The organism is Streptomyces sp. NPDC006314, assembly GCF_040613075.1.
In the GTDB taxonomy this organism is placed as follows: Bacteria; Actinomycetota; Actinomycetes; order Streptomycetales; family Streptomycetaceae; genus Streptomyces.
In genome coordinates this window covers 221,937-237,891 of record NZ_JBEXRL010000002.1, presented here as the reverse complement: position 1 = coordinate 237,891, position 15,955 = coordinate 221,937, and the positions used below count along the sequence as shown (strand labels likewise).

17 protein-coding genes are annotated in these 15,955 nt (G+C 71.3%); 9 read left to right on the top strand and 8 right to left on the bottom strand.

What is annotated here, in order from left to right:
* Nucleotides 1–13: 13 nt before the first annotated feature.
* The gene (locus tag ABZ079_RS04150) at nucleotides 14–508 is read right to left on the bottom strand and encodes a DUF3145 domain-containing protein (protein ID WP_356937837.1); all 495 of its coding nucleotides are present in this window, start codon (nucleotides 506–508) and stop codon (nucleotides 14–16) included.
* Between the two features lie 266 nt (nucleotides 509–774).
* On the opposite strand from ABZ079_RS04150, the gene ABZ079_RS04145 reads away from it, so the two are divergent.
* Nucleotides 775–1,668, top strand: coding sequence for an SGNH/GDSL hydrolase family protein (locus ABZ079_RS04145; protein ID WP_356937836.1), 894 nt, complete (start codon nucleotides 775–777; stop codon nucleotides 1,666–1,668).
* Between the two features lie 25 nt (nucleotides 1,669–1,693).
* On the top strand, nucleotides 1,694–2,677 hold the full coding sequence (locus ABZ079_RS04140) for an aldose epimerase family protein (RefSeq protein WP_356937835.1): 984 nt from the start codon (nucleotides 1,694–1,696) through the stop codon (nucleotides 2,675–2,677).
* A 306-nt stretch (nucleotides 2,678–2,983) separates the two neighbouring features.
* Here the strand turns inward: ABZ079_RS04140 and ABZ079_RS04135 are convergent, their stop codons facing one another.
* Entirely contained in the window at nucleotides 2,984–3,352 is a 369-nt protein-coding gene (locus ABZ079_RS04135) for a hypothetical protein (RefSeq protein ID WP_356937834.1), read from the bottom strand.
* Nucleotides 3,349–3,522: a hypothetical protein gene (locus tag ABZ079_RS04130; protein WP_356937833.1), complete on the bottom strand. Its 174-nt coding sequence runs from the start codon at nucleotides 3,520–3,522 to the stop codon at nucleotides 3,349–3,351. The genes ABZ079_RS04135 and ABZ079_RS04130 overlap by 4 nt, the downstream gene beginning before the upstream one ends.
* A 382-nt stretch (nucleotides 3,523–3,904) precedes the next feature.
* Here ABZ079_RS04130 and ABZ079_RS04125 point away from each other — a divergent pair, with 382 nt between their 5' ends.
* Nucleotides 3,905–5,218: a pyroglutamyl peptidase gene (locus tag ABZ079_RS04125; protein WP_356937832.1), complete on the top strand. Its 1,314-nt coding sequence runs from the start codon at nucleotides 3,905–3,907 to the stop codon at nucleotides 5,216–5,218.
* On the opposite strand, the gene ABZ079_RS04120 is transcribed toward ABZ079_RS04125, so the two are convergent.
* The 3 genes from ABZ079_RS04120 to ABZ079_RS04110 form a co-directional block, all read right to left on the bottom strand.
* Complete coding sequence (locus ABZ079_RS04120) at nucleotides 5,190–5,804, bottom strand: LysE family transporter (RefSeq protein WP_356937831.1); 615 nt, start codon at nucleotides 5,802–5,804, stop codon at nucleotides 5,190–5,192. The two genes, ABZ079_RS04125 and ABZ079_RS04120, sit on opposite strands and share 29 nt — an antisense overlap.
* Complete coding sequence (locus tag ABZ079_RS04115; RefSeq protein ID WP_356937830.1) at nucleotides 5,801–6,604, bottom strand: EI24 domain-containing protein; 804 nt, start codon at nucleotides 6,602–6,604, stop codon at nucleotides 5,801–5,803. The genes ABZ079_RS04120 and ABZ079_RS04115 overlap by 4 nt, the downstream gene beginning before the upstream one ends.
* Nucleotides 6,605–6,679: 75 nt before the next feature.
* Entirely contained in the window at nucleotides 6,680–7,117 is a 438-nt protein-coding gene (locus ABZ079_RS04110; RefSeq protein ID WP_356937829.1) for a MarR family transcriptional regulator, read from the bottom strand.
* 101 nt (nucleotides 7,118–7,218) lie between these two features.
* Between ABZ079_RS04110 and ABZ079_RS04105 the strand changes: the two genes are divergently transcribed.
* Both ABZ079_RS04105 and ABZ079_RS04100 read left to right on the top strand, forming a co-directional pair.
* Entirely contained in the window at nucleotides 7,219–8,241 is a 1,023-nt protein-coding gene (locus ABZ079_RS04105; RefSeq protein WP_356937828.1) for an NADP-dependent oxidoreductase, read from the top strand.
* A 98-nt stretch (nucleotides 8,242–8,339) separates the two neighbouring features.
* Nucleotides 8,340–8,759, top strand: coding sequence for an organic hydroperoxide resistance protein (locus ABZ079_RS04100; RefSeq protein ID WP_356937827.1), 420 nt, complete (start codon nucleotides 8,340–8,342; stop codon nucleotides 8,757–8,759).
* Nucleotides 8,760–8,955: 196 nt separating this feature from the next.
* Here the strand turns inward: ABZ079_RS04100 and ABZ079_RS04095 are convergent, their stop codons facing one another.
* Nucleotides 8,956–10,116 (bottom strand): serine hydrolase domain-containing protein, encoded by a 1,161-nt coding sequence (locus ABZ079_RS04095; RefSeq protein ID WP_356937826.1) that lies wholly within the window; start codon nucleotides 10,114–10,116, stop codon nucleotides 8,956–8,958.
* 188 nt (nucleotides 10,117–10,304) lie between these two features.
* On the bottom strand, nucleotides 10,305–11,333 hold the full coding sequence (locus ABZ079_RS04090; protein WP_356937825.1) for a hypothetical protein: 1,029 nt from the start codon (nucleotides 11,331–11,333) through the stop codon (nucleotides 10,305–10,307).
* A gap of 201 nt (nucleotides 11,334–11,534) precedes the next feature.
* Between ABZ079_RS04090 and ABZ079_RS04085 the strand changes: the two genes are divergently transcribed.
* The 4 genes from ABZ079_RS04085 (at nucleotide 11,535) to chvE (ending at nucleotide 15,951) form a co-directional block, all read left to right on the top strand.
* Nucleotides 11,535–12,692, top strand: coding sequence for a mandelate racemase/muconate lactonizing enzyme family protein (locus ABZ079_RS04085; protein WP_356937824.1), 1,158 nt, complete (start codon nucleotides 11,535–11,537; stop codon nucleotides 12,690–12,692).
* Nucleotides 12,689–13,693 (top strand): alcohol dehydrogenase catalytic domain-containing protein, encoded by a 1,005-nt coding sequence (locus ABZ079_RS04080; protein ID WP_356937823.1) that lies wholly within the window; start codon nucleotides 12,689–12,691, stop codon nucleotides 13,691–13,693. The genes ABZ079_RS04085 and ABZ079_RS04080 overlap by 4 nt, the downstream gene beginning before the upstream one ends.
* 143 nt (nucleotides 13,694–13,836) lie before the next feature.
* The gene (locus ABZ079_RS04075; RefSeq protein WP_356937822.1) at nucleotides 13,837–14,805 is read left to right on the top strand and encodes a hypothetical protein; all 969 of its coding nucleotides are present in this window, start codon (nucleotides 13,837–13,839) and stop codon (nucleotides 14,803–14,805) included.
* A gap of 36 nt (nucleotides 14,806–14,841) precedes the next feature.
* On the top strand, nucleotides 14,842–15,951 hold the full coding sequence (chvE, locus tag ABZ079_RS04070) for a multiple monosaccharide ABC transporter substrate-binding protein (protein WP_356937821.1): 1,110 nt from the start codon (nucleotides 14,842–14,844) through the stop codon (nucleotides 15,949–15,951).
* Nucleotides 15,952–15,955 lie beyond the last annotated feature (4 nt).

Below are 15,955 nucleotides of genomic sequence, written 5' to 3'. Positions count from 1 at the left end.
CATGTCCGGGTGTTCAGACCACCTGGTGCAGCCAGCGCACCGGTGCTCCCTCGCCCGCATAACGGAACGGCTCCAACTCGTCGTCCCACGGCTTGCCGAGCAGCTTGGCGAGTTCGGCCTCCAGGTCGGTCTCGCCCCGCTGGCTGCGCTGCAGCGCCGCTCGGAGGCGGTCCTCGGGGATGAGGATGTCGCCGTGGATGCCGGTGACGGCGTGGAAGATGCCGAGGTCCGGGGTGCAGCTGTAGCGCTCGCCCTCGGCGGTCGGGCAGGGCTCGGCGGTGACCTCGAAGCGCAGCAGATGCCAGCCGCGCAGCGCCGAGGCGAGCTTGGAGGCCGTGCCGGCCTCAGCCTGCCAGGAGAACTCCGAGCGCCAGGTGCCGGGGGCCGCGGGCTGCCGGATCCAGTCGAGGTTGACGCGCGTGCCGAGCACCCCGGCGACGGCCCACTCGACGTGCGGGCACAGCGCGCGCGGCGCGGAGTGCACGTACAGAACTCCACGTGTCGTCACCGGAACCTCCGGGCAGAGCGGGACATCTTGCGGACTGGCTGGGCGGCAGTGGCACGACGGCCGCGTTGATGGCGAGGCTACCCTGCGTCGGCGCAAGGAGTGTGACGTACCGTCGGTCCCGGTGCCAGGAAACCGCCGTCATTCACCCAGGGGGACGCTTGTACGGGGGTGCTCCGTTCCGGCGGGCCCGGCCGGGAACCCTCGCACGTTGTTATGGGAGAAGCGCCGAGGAAGCACCGGAGCCACGACGAGGGGATCACCAGGGGATGCGGAAGCGAAGCAGCCGTACACGGACGGCCCTGGCCGTCGTGGCGGCCGCCGTGCTGGGCCTCGCCGGATGCGACGCCGGTGGCGGGAGTCCGCCGGCGACCAAGGCGACCAAGGCGCGGGCCGCGAAACCCGCCTCGCTGTGGAACCGCAGCCCGCACTCGATCGCCGCGGTCGGCGACTCCATCACACGCGGCTTCGACGCGTGCACCGTGCTGTCGGACTGCCCCGAGGCGTCGTGGGCGACGGGCAGTGACGCCGAGGTGGACAGCCTGGCCGTGCGGCTGCTCGGGGTGACCGGGGCGGCGGAGCGCAGCTGGAACTACGCGGTGACCGGGGCCCGGATGGCCGACCTGCCGGAGCAGATGACCCAGGCGGCCGTCCGGGACCCGGAGTTGGTGACCGTGATGGTCGGGGCGAACGACGCCTGCCGGGCGTCGGCGTCGGCGATGACGTCGGTCGCCGACTTCCGCGCGAACTTCGAGGAGGCGCTGAGCACGCTGCGTTCGTCGCTGCCCAAGACGCAGGTGTACGTGGCGAGCGTGCCGAACCTCAAGCGGCTGTGGTCCGAGGGCCGGAGCAATGCGCTGGGCAAGCAGGTGTGGAAGCTGGGCATCTGCCCGTCGATGCTGGCCGACGCGGACGACCTGACCAGCGCGGCCACCCTGCGCCGCGACCAGGTGCAGCGGCGGGTGGTGGAGTACAACAAGGTGCTGAAGGAGGTCTGCGCCAAGGACCGCCGCTGCCGCTTCGACGGCAACGCGGTCTACGACTACGACTTCGGCACCGAGCAGCTCAGCCACTGGGACTGGTTCCACCCGAGCAGGGACGGCCAGGCACGGCTCGCGTCGATCGCCTACCGGACGATCACCGCGCCGAAGCCGGTTGCCTAACGCGCCGATCACCTAGCATTTCCACATGAACGAACTTTTCAGCACATTTTCCGACGGCACCGAGGTCCATCGCTGGACGCTGGAACGCGCCGGGACCCGGGCGGAGATCCTGACGTACGGCGGGATCGTGCGGTCGGTCGAGGTCCCGGACCGGGAGGGGCGCAGGGCCTGCGTGGTGCTGGGGTTCGCCGGCCTGGACGGTTATCTCGCGCACCCGGAGCCGTACTGCGGCGCGCTGGTCGGCCGGTACGCCAACCGGATCGCGGGCGCCCGCTTCCGGCTGGACGACCGGGTGTACGCGCTGGAGCCGAACAACGGCCCCAGCTCCCTGCACGGCGGTGTCCGCGGCTTCGACAAGCGGGTGTGGGACGCGGAGCCGGCCGAGCACGGGGTGCGGCTGAGCCGGGTGAGCGCGCACGGCGAGGAGGGGTTCCCGGGCCGGCTGGAGGTGTCGGTGACGTACACGCTGGACGCGTCCGGCGCGCTGCGGATCGCGTACGAGGCGGTGACGGACGCGCCGACGGTGGTCAACCTCACCAACCACAGCTACTTCAACCTGGCCGGCCACGACACGGGCCACGCCGGCGGGCACGAACTGCGGCTCGCGGCGTCCCGTTTCACCCCGGTCGACGAGGACCTGATCCCGACCGGGGTACTGCAGCACGTGTCCGGCTCCCGCTTCGACTTCCGCGAGGCCCGCAAGGTCGGCTCGGGCTACGACCACAACTTCGTCCTGGACAAGGGGGTCACCGAGCATCCGGAAGAGGTGGCCGAGCTGCATGAGCCGGCGTCCGGGCGGACCCTGACCGTGGCGACGACCGAGCCGGGCCTCCAGCTCTACACGGCCGACCATCTCTCGGACCCGTTCGCTCCCGGCGCCGGCATCGCCCTGGAGACCCAGCACTTTCCGGACTCCCCCAACCGGCCGCAGTTCCCCCGTACGGAACTGCGGCCGGGGGAGGTGTACCGCTCGGAGACGGTGTACGGCTTCGGCGTCCGCGGCTGCTGACGGCGCCGTCCCGCCCGGCCACGGGTCGTCGGAGAGCAGGGCGTCCAAACCCTTCCGGCGGCGTCCCCAGCTCGGTCTCCACCTGGATGCCGTTGTTCGGGGCCCGGCCTCGCGGTGGTGGTCACCCAGCTCGATGAAACGAGCAGCGGCCACCGGCGGCACCCGGCGGAAGGGCTCTTTCGCCTGTCCGGCGGACGTGTGCGGGCGCGGTCCGGGGCTCCGCCGCGCGTCCCAGGAGGTCACGAGCCCCGGTCCAGGGGTCAGGTCCCGGACCGGGGCTGTTCGTGGGGGGAGACCTGTCCCGGATCAGACGTTAATCGGCGTGGCCAGCCCGCGGCCGGCGATCGAGCGTCCGGCGGCGATCTCGTACGAACCCTTCACACAGGCCCACACCTTCGCCGTCTCGTCCCAGACCTCGAAGGCGCGGCGCGGGGGCCCGCGGTCACCTCGACGCGCCCGCCGGTCCGGCCGCGGCGGACGGGAAGCCGGCCGGGCAGTGGTGATAGCGGTGGTGCCGTCGAGGTGCGGGGACTCGTGGGCCCAGTCGGTGTGGCCGAGGCCGTGACCGAAGGGGTACGCCGGGGCAGTTCCATTGGCCGCGAGCCCGTCGACATGCCGGGGTCGTTCCGGGACTTGCTGCGGGCCGCTGGTCGAGCCGGCGGACTGAAGGGTCACTGGTCCCAGGCGACCGCGAGGCCCCTGCTCGCCGGGCACACCAGAGCGAAGGCGAGCGCCCACCCGTACGCCCCGGCCGCGTACAGCGCCGCGACTCCCGCTCCGAGTTCGACGCGGAAGAGGGCGCCGAGGTTCGCGGCCTTCGCTGTCTTCCTGCGCGGCCGTATCACTCGCCGTCGGCACCGCCGCCACGATCGCGATCCGGGCCTCCGGGCCTCCGGGCCGACAGCCGCGGCACCTCGAAGGTCACGCTGGTCGGGCGACGACAGGGCGCTGCCGTCGGCGTGTTCGACTGAGGCGACCTGGGAGCAGTACGGGCCCAGGGGCTGCGGCACGGAGGCGGGTCCGGCGAGGTGGTCTGCATGCTCCCGGCACCGGGACCGGCCGTCACATGCGACGGGCGAACGTCTCGCATGGTTGCCGTGCGCCGGCCGCATGGCTCTTTCACGCCGTCAGGACCGTGTGCACCATGGCGCGGTCACTTCCGTCACGCGATACTGCCGCCGTCCACCGCACCACGCGTCCCGCAGCGACGGAAGGACCCGAACCGCCTTGATATCCGCACGCGTTCGCTTCGGCGTTCTCGGCCTGGCCCTGCTGACCGGCCTGTCCGCCCCCACCGCCACGGCCTTTGCCGCTCCGGCGGCCGCTGTCCCCACCCCCACCGTCGAGGAACAGCGGCTCGACGGGGCCGTGCCGCAGGAGATTCTCCGCCGCTCCGGATTCGACGACGTGGCACCGGGGTTCAGCCGCGAGCTGGCGCGCGCGCACTCCTATGCGCAGGCCCGGCACATCGTCGTACGGGAGGGGTCCGCGCTGTGGCGGCGGGCCGTGGACCGGGCGCAGGGGCGGGGCCCGGCCGGCGGTGACATCAGCCGGGACGACGACCGGCCGCTGTACTGGGCGCGGCTGGAGCTGACACGTGAAGTGCGCACGTGGCAACCGGGTTTCGGCATCAGTGATCGGCAGAGGTCGGCTCTTCTGGACCAGTTGGAGCGGACCTCGCGCGGCCAGACCGACATCCGCCACCCGGCGAAGGGGCACGTGCGGCGGGTCCTCCTCACCGGGTTCGACCCCTTCACCCTCGACCGGGACATCCGCATCTCGAACCCTTCCGGGGCCACCGCGCTCGCGCTCGACGGCACGGTGATCGAGACCGCCCAGGGCCCGGCGCGCATCGAGACCGCCGTGTTCCCGGTGCGCTGGCAGGACTTCACCGGTGGCACCTCCCCGGCAGCCGGCTCCGGGGGAGGCACGGTGGAGCGGACACTGCGACCGTATCTGCCGAAGGTGGATCTGTTCACGACCGTGAGCCAGGGCCGCTTCGGCCGGTTCGACATCGAGCGCACCAACGGCGCCTGGCGGGGCGGCTTTCCGGACAACGACAACGTCTCGCGGACGGAGACCGTACCGGTCGCCGATCCGTCCTCACAGCCCCAGTGGACGACGACGACCCTGCCGTACTCCGCCATCGTGGCCGCGCGCACGGGGCGCTTCCCCGTCTACGACCACACGGAGGTGACCGAGATCCCGGCGGGAGGAACCGGCCCCGTCGTACGGCCGGACGGCCCGAGCCCCGGCTCGACGGCGCGTGCCGGGGGCGGCGGCGACTACCTCTCCAACGAGATCGCCTACCGGGCCACACTGCTGCGGGACCGCCTCGGCCTGCACGACAGCCTGCCGGGCGGGCATGTGCACACGCCCGTTCTCCAGTTCGGCACCGGCAACACCGACCCGGCGACCGGAACGGTCACCGACCCGGAGTTCGTACGCAACCGGCTGGACATCATCGACCAGGTGCGGTCGATCGTGGCGGTCGCGCTGAGCGCGACGGATCTCAGTGCGACGGCGCGAGCGCGAGGCTGACGCCGAGACCGGCCAGGAGGGAGCCGATCACCTTGTTGAGGACCTTCTGGCCGCGCAGCATCACGGTACGCATCCGGGAGTGCGAGAAGAACGCGGCGACCACGCCGAACCACAGCAGGTGGGCCAGCGACATGAACAGGCCGTAGCCCACCTGCTGGTACAACGGCGTGCCGGGGCTGACGACCTGGGCGAAGGTGGAGACGACGAAGAGGGTCGTCTTCGGGTTGAGGACGTTGGTGAGGAAGCCGGCGCGCAGGGCGGCGAGCGGGGTCAGCTCCCGCTTGCCGTCCAGGTCGATCCGCAGCTCGCCGCGGGTGCGGTAGGTGCGGATGCCGATGTGGACGAGGTAGGCCGCGCCGATCAGCTTGATCACCGTGAACAGGGCGGTGGAGGAGGCGATCAGCAGGCCGACGCCGAGCAGGGTGTAGGTGACGTGGACCAGGACGCCGGCCGCCACGCCCGCGGCGGCGAGCAGCCCGGTGCGGCGGCCGTACAGGTAGCTGTTGCGGACGATCATCGCGAAGTCGGCGCCGGGGGCGATCACGGCGAGGACCGTGATGACGGCGACGGCGAGTATCTGGGTCACAAGGTCACGTCCTCCGTGTCGGCCTCCCCGCCGGGGGCGGAGCCGTCGTCGGCGTTCTCCTCGCCCAGCAGGTCCCGGGCGAGGAGCGTGGCGCCCGCGACCGCGCCCGGCATCAGGAACACCGCGACGAACGGGACCAGGAAGGCCAGGCCCAGGGGTGTGCCGAAGCCCCAGACCAGGCTCTTGCGGGAGCGGAGCAGGGTGAGCCGGGTGCGCAGTTCCACGCCCCGGCGCTGCAGGGCGACGGCGGTCAGTTCCTCGGTGAGGAAGAAGCCGGTGACGAAGAAGCCGAGCACGGGTACGACGGTCTGGCCGACGAACGGCAGGAAGCCGAGAGCGAAGAGCAGCACGCCCCACAGACCGGCCCGGACCAGGACGCGCAGGCTGTCGCGGGCCGAGATCCACAGCTCGCGCCAGAGCGGGAGAGCGGACTGCGGCGCGGTGCCGTCGGGCGAGACGGCGGCGTCGACCTGCTCCGACAGGTTCTCGTAGAAGGGCTGGCCGACCAGCAGGGTGACGGCGGTGAAGGTGAGCACGGCCAGCAGCAGCCCGAGGGCGAACAGGACGGCCGTCAGGAAGCCGCGGAACAGGCCCTGCCAAGGGCTGGACCAGTCGTCCGCGAACGGGGTCGCCCAGGTGACCGCGTCCTCGCCCCACAGGGCGAGGGCGACCAGCGCCGCCGCGTAGAGGACCAGCGTGATCAGGCCGGGCAGCAGACCGAGGCCGTAACTACGGCCGCGCCGGGCCACCCAGCGCTGGCCCTTCAGCAGATAACCGAATCCCACCCCAAGATCGCGCATGGCGGAGACTTTACCCAAGGGCGCGTCTCAGCCGCCGCGCTCGGCCCCGGGAAGCGTGGATCACCAGGTACGGCCTCAGGCGTCCAGCATCCGGCGCAGCAGGTCGCGCAGGGAGCGCCGCTCGTCCGTGGAGAGGCCGGCGAGGGGTTCGCGGGCGAAGTGCAGGCCCTCGCGCAGGTCCCGGGCGACCCGCAGGCCCTCCTCGGTGGCGGCGGCCACCTTCACCCGGCGGTCGGCCGGGTCGGGGCGGCGCTCCACCAGGCCGCGGGACTCCAGGCGGTCCACTATCCCGGTGACGTTCGAGGGCTCGCACTTGAGCTTCTGGGCGAGCTTGCGCATCGGCAGCGGCTCCAGCGAGAGCAGGCTGAGGAGCCGGGCCTGCGGGCCGGTCAGCGTGTGCTCGCCCGCCGCCGTCTCGTAGTCCGCGTAGAAGCGGGCGACGACGTCACCGATCAGCTCGACGACCTCCATGGTGAGGGCGTCGGCACGGTGGGGCTTCGGTGGGGTGGACATGCCCACCAGGATACCCGGTTACTTGACATCCTGAAATATTCAGGTGCAGGGTTGTTTCAGGTACTGAAGTATCTGAGTCCGTCCGAGGAAGGTCACGCACCATGTCCGAGTCCCCCGCACTCCCCGCCGTCAGCCGCGAGTGGCACCTGCTCAGCCGCCCGGTCGGCTGGCCGAAGCCCGAGGACTTCGCCCTGGTCGAGGTGCCGGTCCCGACTCCGGGCGAGGGCCAGGTACTGGTGCGGAACACCTACCTCTCCGTCGACCCGTACATGCGCGGCCGGATGAGCGCCGCCAAGTCGTACGTCGCCCCCTTCGAACTGGGCAAGGTCATGCAGGGCGGCGCGGTCGGCGAGGTCGTCGCCTCCAACGCCGAGGGCATCGCGGTCGGCGACCACGTCCTGCACTTCTTCGGCTGGCGCGAGTACGCCGCCGTGGACGCGAAGAACGCCGTCAAGGTCGACCCCGGGACCGCGCCGCTGTCGACGTACCTCGGCGTCCTCGGCATGACCGGTCTGACCGCCTACGCCGGTCTGCTGCGCACCGCCTCCTTCAAGGAGGGCGACGTCGTCTTCGTCTCCGGCGCGGCGGGCGCCGTGGGCAGCCAGGTCGGGCAGATCGCCAAGCTCAAGGGCGCCTCGCGGGTCATCGGCTCGGCCGGGTCCGACGAGAAGGTCAAGCTGCTGGTCGAGGAGTACGGCTTCGACGCCGCGTTCAACTACAAGAACGGCCCGGTGGGCGAGCAACTGCGCGAGGCGGCGCCCGACGGGATCGACGTGTACTTCGACAACGTCGGCGGTGACCACCTGGAGGCCGCCATCGGCTCGCTGAACGAGGGCGGCCGGATCGCCGTCTGCGGCATGATCTCCGTCTACAACGACACCGAGCCCGCCCCCGGCCCGAAGAACCTCGCCCGCCTCATCCAGACCCGCGGCCGCATCGAGGGCTTCCTGGTCGGCGACCACTACGACCTGCAGCCGCAGTTCGTCCAGGAGGTCGGCCCCTGGGTCGCCTCGGGCGCGCTGAAGTACCGCGAGACGGTCGTCGAGGGCATCGAGAACAACCTGGAGGCGTTCCTCGGGGTCCTGCGCGGCGACAACACCGGCAAGATGATCGTCAGGCTCTGACCCCTGGCCTAGGCTTTCCGGCATGCGGTAGTTTCTTTCCGAAATCCGCCGTCGATCGTGGGCGCGAGTCGCGGCGGACCGAGGAGGAAGACAACCGCATGCCCATTCAGCAGTCCGACGTCCTGTACACGGCTGTCGCCACCGCCCAGAACGGCCGGGACGGCCGCGTCGCCACCGACGACGGAAAGCTCGACGTCCTCGTGAACCCGCCCAGGGAGATGGGCGGCAGCGGCGACGGCACCAACCCGGAGCAGTTGTTCGCCGCGGGATACAGCGCCTGCTTCCAGGGCGCGCTCGCCGTGGTCGCCCGCCAGGAGGGCGCCGACGTCTCCGGTTCGACCGTCACCGCGAAGGTCGGCATCGGCAGGAACGAGGACGGTTTCGGGATCATCGTGGAGATCTCGGCGGAGATTCCCGGCGCCGACGAGAGCACCGCGCGGGCTCTGATCGAGAAGGCTCACCAGGTGTGCCCCTACTCGAAGGCGACGCGGGGGAACGTCACCGTGACGCTGGTCTGACGTCGGTCGTTGCGTACTACGGCAGCCGCATCCTTGGACGTGGGGTGCGGCTGCCGTGCTTGCGCGGCTGCCGGGTGCGGTGAGATCGCGGCCGCGGGTCGTCGTGGGTTGCTCGCGCCCCCGCGGCCAAGCGGCACGTCGACACAGCCCCGCACGCCCTCAGGTGGGCCTCCGCCCCGTAAGGGACAAGCGGGCGTCAGTCACCCGCCAGCGCCGCCCTGTGCACCGCCGCCGCCAGCCTGTCGTTCTCCGGCGCCGCCCCTCCCGGAAAGACGAAGCGGCGACGCGTGTAGCCGTAGGCGAGGCCACTGCGGGGGTCGGCGAAGGACTGTACGCCGTTCGCGCCGCTGTGGCCGATCGCGCCGGCACCGAGGAAGGGGTGCCAGGTGTCGGCGGTCGCCTGGAAGCCGAGGCCGAAGGATCCGTGGGCGCGGGCCACCAGGTCGTAGCCGGCGGAGTGGATCTGCCCGAACTCCGCCAGCGTGTCCTCCTTGAGCAGCGGGGCCTTGCCGTCGACCTCGCTGATGGCCGCCGCGTACATGCCCGCCAGGCCGCGCGCCGAGGCGACCGCGCCCACCGAGGCCGGGCCCTTGGCGCGGATCCGCCGCTCGTTGAGCAGGCCTTCCAGGTCGGTCGGCTCGGCGCCGTGCCGATTGAAGGCGATCGCGGCGAGGGTGTGCGGACCGGTCGGCAGCCCATCGAGGAGGGCTTGCTGCTCGGCGGTCGGGAGCATCGGCTGGACGGTACGGAAACGCGGCTCCCGGTCGGCCGGCAGGCCCAGGTGGAAGTCGAGGCCGTAGGGCGCGCGGATTCGCTCCTCGTACAGCTCCTGGAGGGTCCGGCCCGTGGCCCGCCGGACGGCCTCGCCGGTCAGCGCGCCGATGACCAGGGCGTGGTAGCCGAAGGCCGTGCCCGGCCGCCAGAACGGCCGCTCGTCGGCGAGGCGTTCGGCGATCGCCCGGTCGTCGGCGAGCTCCGCGAGGGTGAAACCGGTACCGGTGCCGATGAGCCCCGCGCGGTGCGCCAGCAGGTCCCGCAGGGTCAGCGCACCCTTGCCCTCGGCGGCGAACTCCGGCCAGTAGTAGGTGACTTTGCGATCCAGCTCCAACGTACCGTCCTGCACGAGCAGCGCCGCGACCAGGTGCGCCGCGCCCTTCGTGGCCGAGTACACGCCGTAGAGCGACTCGCCCGTCACGCCCTCGCCCGCCCACAGGTCCACGACGCGGCGCCCATGGACGTACGCGCACAACTGGCCCTCGTAGTCGTCCCGTTCCCCGGCGACGAAGGCGGCGAACTCCTCGCGCACCGCCTCGAAGCCCTCGGCGACCGTGCCGTGGACGGTGATCTCCTGCGTCATCCGCTCTCCTCAACTGAGCCGCTGCCCGCGTCTCCCTCTCGGCACAACACCCACGCCCGGTCCGGGCGGTTCCGGGATCGGTACGGCGAGACACACCTGTTCGACTCAACCACCGCACGGGCCTGCGGGTGCCGGTACCTTCGCCGGCGGAGGGGAGGGGGTGATGCGGGGCACGCCTCGGGCGCGGCTCAGGTGCACCACCACAAGACGCGGTCGCAGGTCTTGGTGGGCGACGGTTCCGGGGTCGGCTCGGAGGTCGTCGGATCCGCGGTCGGGGTGGCGGCGGGCCCGGTCGTGGCCGAGGTGGCGGGGGCGGTGGCGGTCGTGTCGGCGTCCGCCGCGGCCGACTGCTGCGCCTTGGTGGTGTCCTTGGCGGACGGGGACGCGGAGTCCTTGTCCTTGGGGGACTCGGAAGCGGACGCGGAGGCCGAGGCGTCCGGGGAGGCGGAGGCGCCCGGGGTGGCGCCGGCGGTGTCCTCGAGCGGGTCGGCCGTGCGGTCCGGCGCCGTGGAGGACGAGCCGCCGTCCGCCGTGGTGTCCCCGGCCGGGGCCGGCGTGTCACCGGAGAAGGGCGAGAAGGGCGCGTCCGTGCCCAGTTCGGCGAGGCTGAGCCCGCCTGCGGCCAGGACGAAGCCCGCGGCGACCAGCACCGTACGGCGCCGGCGGCGCCGGTGCGCGGCGGCCTTGCGGTCACGCCGGCTGGAGTCGGCCTCGACGGGGCTCGCGGTGGCGGTGCCGCGCGCCCTGCGCCGGGCGGCCCGGCCACCGGCCTCGGGCTCACCCCGCGGCTCCGGCTCTTCCGGTTCCACGGGTCCTTCCGGCTCTTCGGTTTCTTCCGGCTCTTCCGGTCCGCTCGGCTCGTATTCCTGGGTGACGCGGTGCCCTTCGTGGACGCCGTGGCCTTCGTGGACGCCGTGGCCTTCGTGGACGCCGTGCCCTTCGTGGACGCCGTAGTCCCCGGCAGGGGCGTCACCGCCGTACCGCTGGGTGGGGATGCGCGCGCCGTAGCCCGCGGATGCGACGTGCTCGCCGTACCCCGCGGCAGGGACCTGGCCGCCGTACCCCTGCGCCGGGATCCGGCCCCCGTATGTCTCACCCGCACCCGCGTGCGCGACCGGGACCGGTGTGGACACGGCGAGCCGCTCGGCCGGTGCGCCGCACCCCGGGCAGGCCAGGGCGCCGTTGAGGTGCCGTTGGCACGGGTGGCAGTAGTCCATGACGCGGGAAGACTAAGGTCCACGCGGGTCACGTTCCTAGCCACCCCTGTGAAGGTTTCGTAGGGGACCGAAAGAATTCTCGAAAGCCGCACCGAAACCGTTACCTGTTCGACCCATTGACACCTCCACCACACCGTCCTTACTGTCACGCCAGCATTTCGAACGTGTGACGAAATATCGAACAGCTGAGGGGCAACTGCCGTGCGCATCACCGGAATCAGCACGCACGTGGTCGGCACGCCGTGGCGCAACCTGACCTACGTCCAGGTGCACACCGACGAGGGGATCACGGGAGTCGGCGAGACCCGGATGCTCGGACACACCGACGCGCTGATCGGCTACCTGCGGGAAGCCGAGGCCAACCATGTTCTCGGATCCGACCCGTTCGCCGTCGAGGATCTCGTACGCCGCATGAAGTACGGCGACTACGGCCGCGCCGGCGAGATCGTGATGTCCGGCATCGCGGTCGTCGAGATGGCGTGCTGGGACATCAAGGGCAAGGCCCTCGGCGTGCCGGTCTGGCAGCTGCTCGGCGGCAAGGTCACCGACAAGGTGAAGGCCTACGCCAACGGGTGGTACACGACCGAGCGCACCCCGGAGGCCTACCACAAGGCCGCCCAGGCGGTCATGGAGCGCGGCTACAAGGCGCTGAAGATCGATCCGTTCGGTACCGGGCACTTCGAACTCGACCACGGGCAGACCCTGTACGCCGTCTCGCTCATCGAGGCCGTGCGTGATGCGATCGGCCCCGACGCCGAGCTGATGCTGGAGATGCACGGCCGCTTCTCCCCCGCCACCGCGGTACGGCTCGCGCGCGAACTCGCCCCCTTCAAGCCCGCCTGGCTGGAGGAGCCCGTGCCGCCGGAGAACCTCAAGGCGCTGGAGAAGGTCGCCGCCAAGGTCGACATCCCGGTCGCCACCGGTGAGCGGATCCACGACCGGATCGAGTTCCGCGAGCTGTTCGAGAGCCAGGCCGTGGACATCATCCAGCCCGACGTGGGCCACATCGGCGGCATCTGGGAGACGCGGAAGCTGGCCGCGACCGCCGAGACCCACTACATGCTCGTCGCGCCGCACAACGTGGGCGGGTCGGTGCTGACCGCCGCCTCCCTCCACGTGGGCTTCACCTCACCGAACTTCAAGATTCTCGAGCACTTCAACGACTTCGCGGACGCGGAGATCAAGAAGGTGGTCAAGGGCGCCCCCGAGGTCGTCGACGGGTACTTCCACCTGTCCGACGCGCCGGGCCTGGGTGTCGAGCTGGACGTCGACGCGGCGGCCGAGTTCCCGCAGCAGCAGGCGCGGTTCGACCTGTGGGCCGAGGGCTGGGAGCAGCGAAAGCCGAAGGGCACCAAATGAGTTCCCAGGTCCTGGTCGAGGCACCGGGCGTGCACCGGGTCGAGGCGCACACGCCTCGCGAGCCCGGCCCGGGCGAGGCGCTGGTGGCCGTGCACGCGGTCGGCATCTGCGGCAGCGACCGCGAGGTGTACCAGGGAAACCGCCCCGAGGGGTACGTCCGTTACCCGCTCACGCCCGGCCACGAATGGTCCGGGACGGTCACGGGGGTGGGCGCGGGGGTGCCCGGCACGCTCGTCGGGCGCAAGGTCGTCGGTGAGGGCTTCCGCAACTGCCAGGTGTGCGACCGCTGCCACGCGGGCGAGACCACGCTGTGCACGGACGGCTACGAGGAGACCGGGTTCACCCAGCCGGGCGCCATGGCCACCACGCTCACCCTGCCCGCGCGGCTGCTGCACGTCCTGGCGGACGACGCCGACCTCACCGCGGCCGCGCTGCTGGAGCCGGCCGCCTGCATCGCGGCCGCCGCGCTCAAGGCGGGCGCCCGGCCGGGCGAACGGGTCGCCGTGGTCGGCACGGGCACGCTCGGGATGTTCGCCGTGCAGTTCCTGAAGGCGGTCTCGCCGGCGGAGGTGCTGGTGGTGGGCACGCGGAACGACCGGGAGGCGCTGTCCCGGCGGTTCGGGGCCACCGACTTCCGGCTCAGGGACCGGGAACTACCCGACGACTTCGACGTGGTGATCGAGACCGCCGGGTCCGCGTCCGCCGCGCGCACCGCCGCCTCGCTGCTCAGGCGCGGCGGTCGCCTGGTCCTGACCGGCATCCCGGCGCCGGGCGCGGACGGGCTCGACCCGACCGATCTCGTCGTACGGCAGCTGGAGGTGCACACCGTCTTCGGGGCGCCGCCGGACGCCTGGGCGCACACCGTGCGGGTGTTCGGCGCCGGGTTGCTTGACCCGCTGCCGCTGGTCACGCACGAGCTGCCGCTGACCGAGTTCTCGCAGGCCATCGAGCTGGTCGGGGCCGGCGACCCGAAGGTCGGCAAGGTGCTGCTCCGCCCCTAGCCGTACGCCGGTCGGGGCGTGACCTGACGGCGCCCTGACCGGACCACCACGGCTTTTCTTCGCGGCGCCACCGGGGCCTCTCCCCGCTCTGATCAGCGAACCTCGTCCGATATTTCGAACACTCAGGACACTAAGGACAGCTTGTGACCGACGCTTCCGCCCCGGCAGCCCGCAGGCCCGGCGAGCAGGTGCTCGCCGCACTCGGCCTGGGCGCGCCCGCCCTCGACCCCGCCGACACCTCCTCCCACGGCTTCCCGGGCGGCGGCCGCTGGCGCACCGAGATCCCCTCGTGCGAGGGGCCCGAAGCGCTGGCGGTCGTGCTCAAGGAGGCCTCCCGCCTCGATGTGCCGATCCACCGGATCAGCCAGGGCAGCGGGGTCTGGATGCTCACCGACGCCGAGATCACCGAGATGGTCGAGGCCACCGCCGAACGCGACATCGAGCTGTGCCTGTTCACCGGCCCGCGCGGCACCTGGGACATCGGTGGCTCGGTGCGGTCCGACTCGCGGGGGGCCGGAGTGCGCGCACGGGGCCACGACGCCGTGGCGGGCTGCGTCGAAGACGCCGTCCGGGCGACCGAGCTGGGCGTCACATGCCTGCTGGTCGCAGACGAGGGCGTGCTGTGGACCCTTAACCGGGCCCGTGCGACCGGGATCATCCCGGCCGGCACCACCCTGAAGGTCTCGGCGCTGATCGGCCCCGTCAACCCGGCCGCGTACGTCGTCTACGAGCGGCTCGGCGCCGACTCCATCAACGTGCCCAGCGATCTGACGCTGGATCACCTCACCGAGATCCGCCGGGTGTCGGGCGCTCCCATGGACATGTACATCGAGGCCCCCGACGATCTCGGCGGCTATGTGCGGATGTACGAGGTCGCCGAGCTGATCCGGCGCGGCGCACCGCTCTACCTGAAGTTCGGTCTGTCCAAGGCTCCCGGTCTCTACCCGTGGGGCACCCATCTGCGGGACGTGACCCTGGACACCGCCCGGGAGCGGGTGCGGCGCGGCCGGCTCGCCCTGGACCTGCTCGCCCGGCACGGCGCGGACGGCGACATGGCGCCGCTCGGCTCCCGCCTGCCCGGCCCACTGAACCGCTTTCCCAGCAACGCGTGACCCCTCTCAACGACGAGACGACCAAGGACTGATCCCATGCGCAACCGCAGAGCCGCACTCGCCGCGATAGCCGGAGCCGCTTCCCTCACCCTGACCCTGACCGCCTGCGGGCAGAGCGGCGAGGGCGGCAGCAAGGAGAAGACGAACGACGTCAAGGGCGCCACCATCGGCATCGCCATGCCGACCAAGTCCTCCGAGCGCTGGATCTCCGACGGCGAGAACGTCGTCAAGGACCTGGAGGCCAAGGGGTACAAGACCAAGCTGGTCTACGGCGAGGACGACTCGGCCACCCAGGTCTCGCAGATCGAGAACCTCATCACGCAGGGCGTGAAGGGCCTGATCGTCGCGGCGATCGACAACAAGTCGCTGAACAACGTGCTCCAGGAGGCCGCGGACGCGCACATCCCGGTCATCTCCTACGACCGGCTGATCCTCGGCACCGAGAACATCGACTACTACGCCTCGTTCGACAACGAGAAGGTCGGCAAGCTCCAGGGCCAGTACATCGTCGACAAGCTCGGGCTGAGCAAGGGCAGGAAGGGCCCGTTCAACATCGAGCTCTTCGCCGGCTCCAACGACGACAACAACACCAAGTACTTCTTCGGCGGCGCGATGAGCGTGCTGCAGCCGTACCTCGACAAGAAGCAGCTGGTGGTCAGGTCCGGTCAGACCGCGCTCAACAAGGTCACCACCCTGCGCTGGGACGGCACGACCGCGCAGAAGCGCATGGAGGACATCCTCACCTCCTCCTACAAGACCGGCCGGGTCGACGCGGTCCTCTCCCCCTACGACGGCATCTCCATCGGCATCCTGTCCGCGCTGAAGTCGGACGGTTACGGCTCGGCCGACAAGCCGCTGCCGGTCATCACCGGCCAGGACGCCGAGCTGGCCTCGGTGAAGTCGATCACCGCTGGTCAGCAGACGCAGACCGTCTACAAGGACCTGCGGAAGCTCGCCGAGGTCGCCGCGACCATGGTCGACGACGTCCTTAAGGGCAAGAAGCCCGAGGTCAACGACACCAAGACCTACGACAACGGGACCAAGGTCGTGCCCGCCTACCTGCTCCAGCCGGTGAGCGTCGACAAGAGCAACTACAAGCAGGTGCTGGTCGACGGCGGTTACTACACCGAGGCCGATCTCAAGTAACCCG

Bases quoted from the DNA above. Each gene is read 5' to 3' on its own strand.
- ABZ079_RS04145 (WP_356937836.1), top strand. From the start codon at position 775: ATGCGGAAGCGAAGCAGCCGTACACGGACGGCCCTGGCCGTCGTGGCG.
- ABZ079_RS04140 (WP_356937835.1), top strand. From the start codon at position 1,694: ATGAACGAACTTTTCAGCACATTTTCCGACGGCACCGAGGTCCATCGC.
- ABZ079_RS04115 (WP_356937830.1), bottom strand. From the start codon at position 6,604: ATGCGCGATCTTGGGGTGGGATTCGGTTATCTGCTGAAGGGCCAGCGC.
- ABZ079_RS04110 (WP_356937829.1), bottom strand. From the start codon at position 7,117: ATGTCCACCCCACCGAAGCCCCACCGTGCCGACGCCCTCACCATGGAG.
- ABZ079_RS04105 (WP_356937828.1), top strand. From the start codon at position 7,219: ATGTCCGAGTCCCCCGCACTCCCCGCCGTCAGCCGCGAGTGGCACCTG.
- ABZ079_RS04100 (WP_356937827.1), top strand. From the start codon at position 8,340: ATGCCCATTCAGCAGTCCGACGTCCTGTACACGGCTGTCGCCACCGCC.
- ABZ079_RS04095 (WP_356937826.1), bottom strand. From the start codon at position 10,116: ATGACGCAGGAGATCACCGTCCACGGCACGGTCGCCGAGGGCTTCGAG.
- ABZ079_RS04090 (WP_356937825.1), bottom strand. From the start codon at position 11,333: ATGGACTACTGCCACCCGTGCCAACGGCACCTCAACGGCGCCCTGGCC.
- ABZ079_RS04080 (WP_356937823.1), top strand. From the start codon at position 12,689: ATGAGTTCCCAGGTCCTGGTCGAGGCACCGGGCGTGCACCGGGTCGAG.
- chvE (WP_356937821.1), top strand. From the start codon at position 14,842: ATGCGCAACCGCAGAGCCGCACTCGCCGCGATAGCCGGAGCCGCTTCC.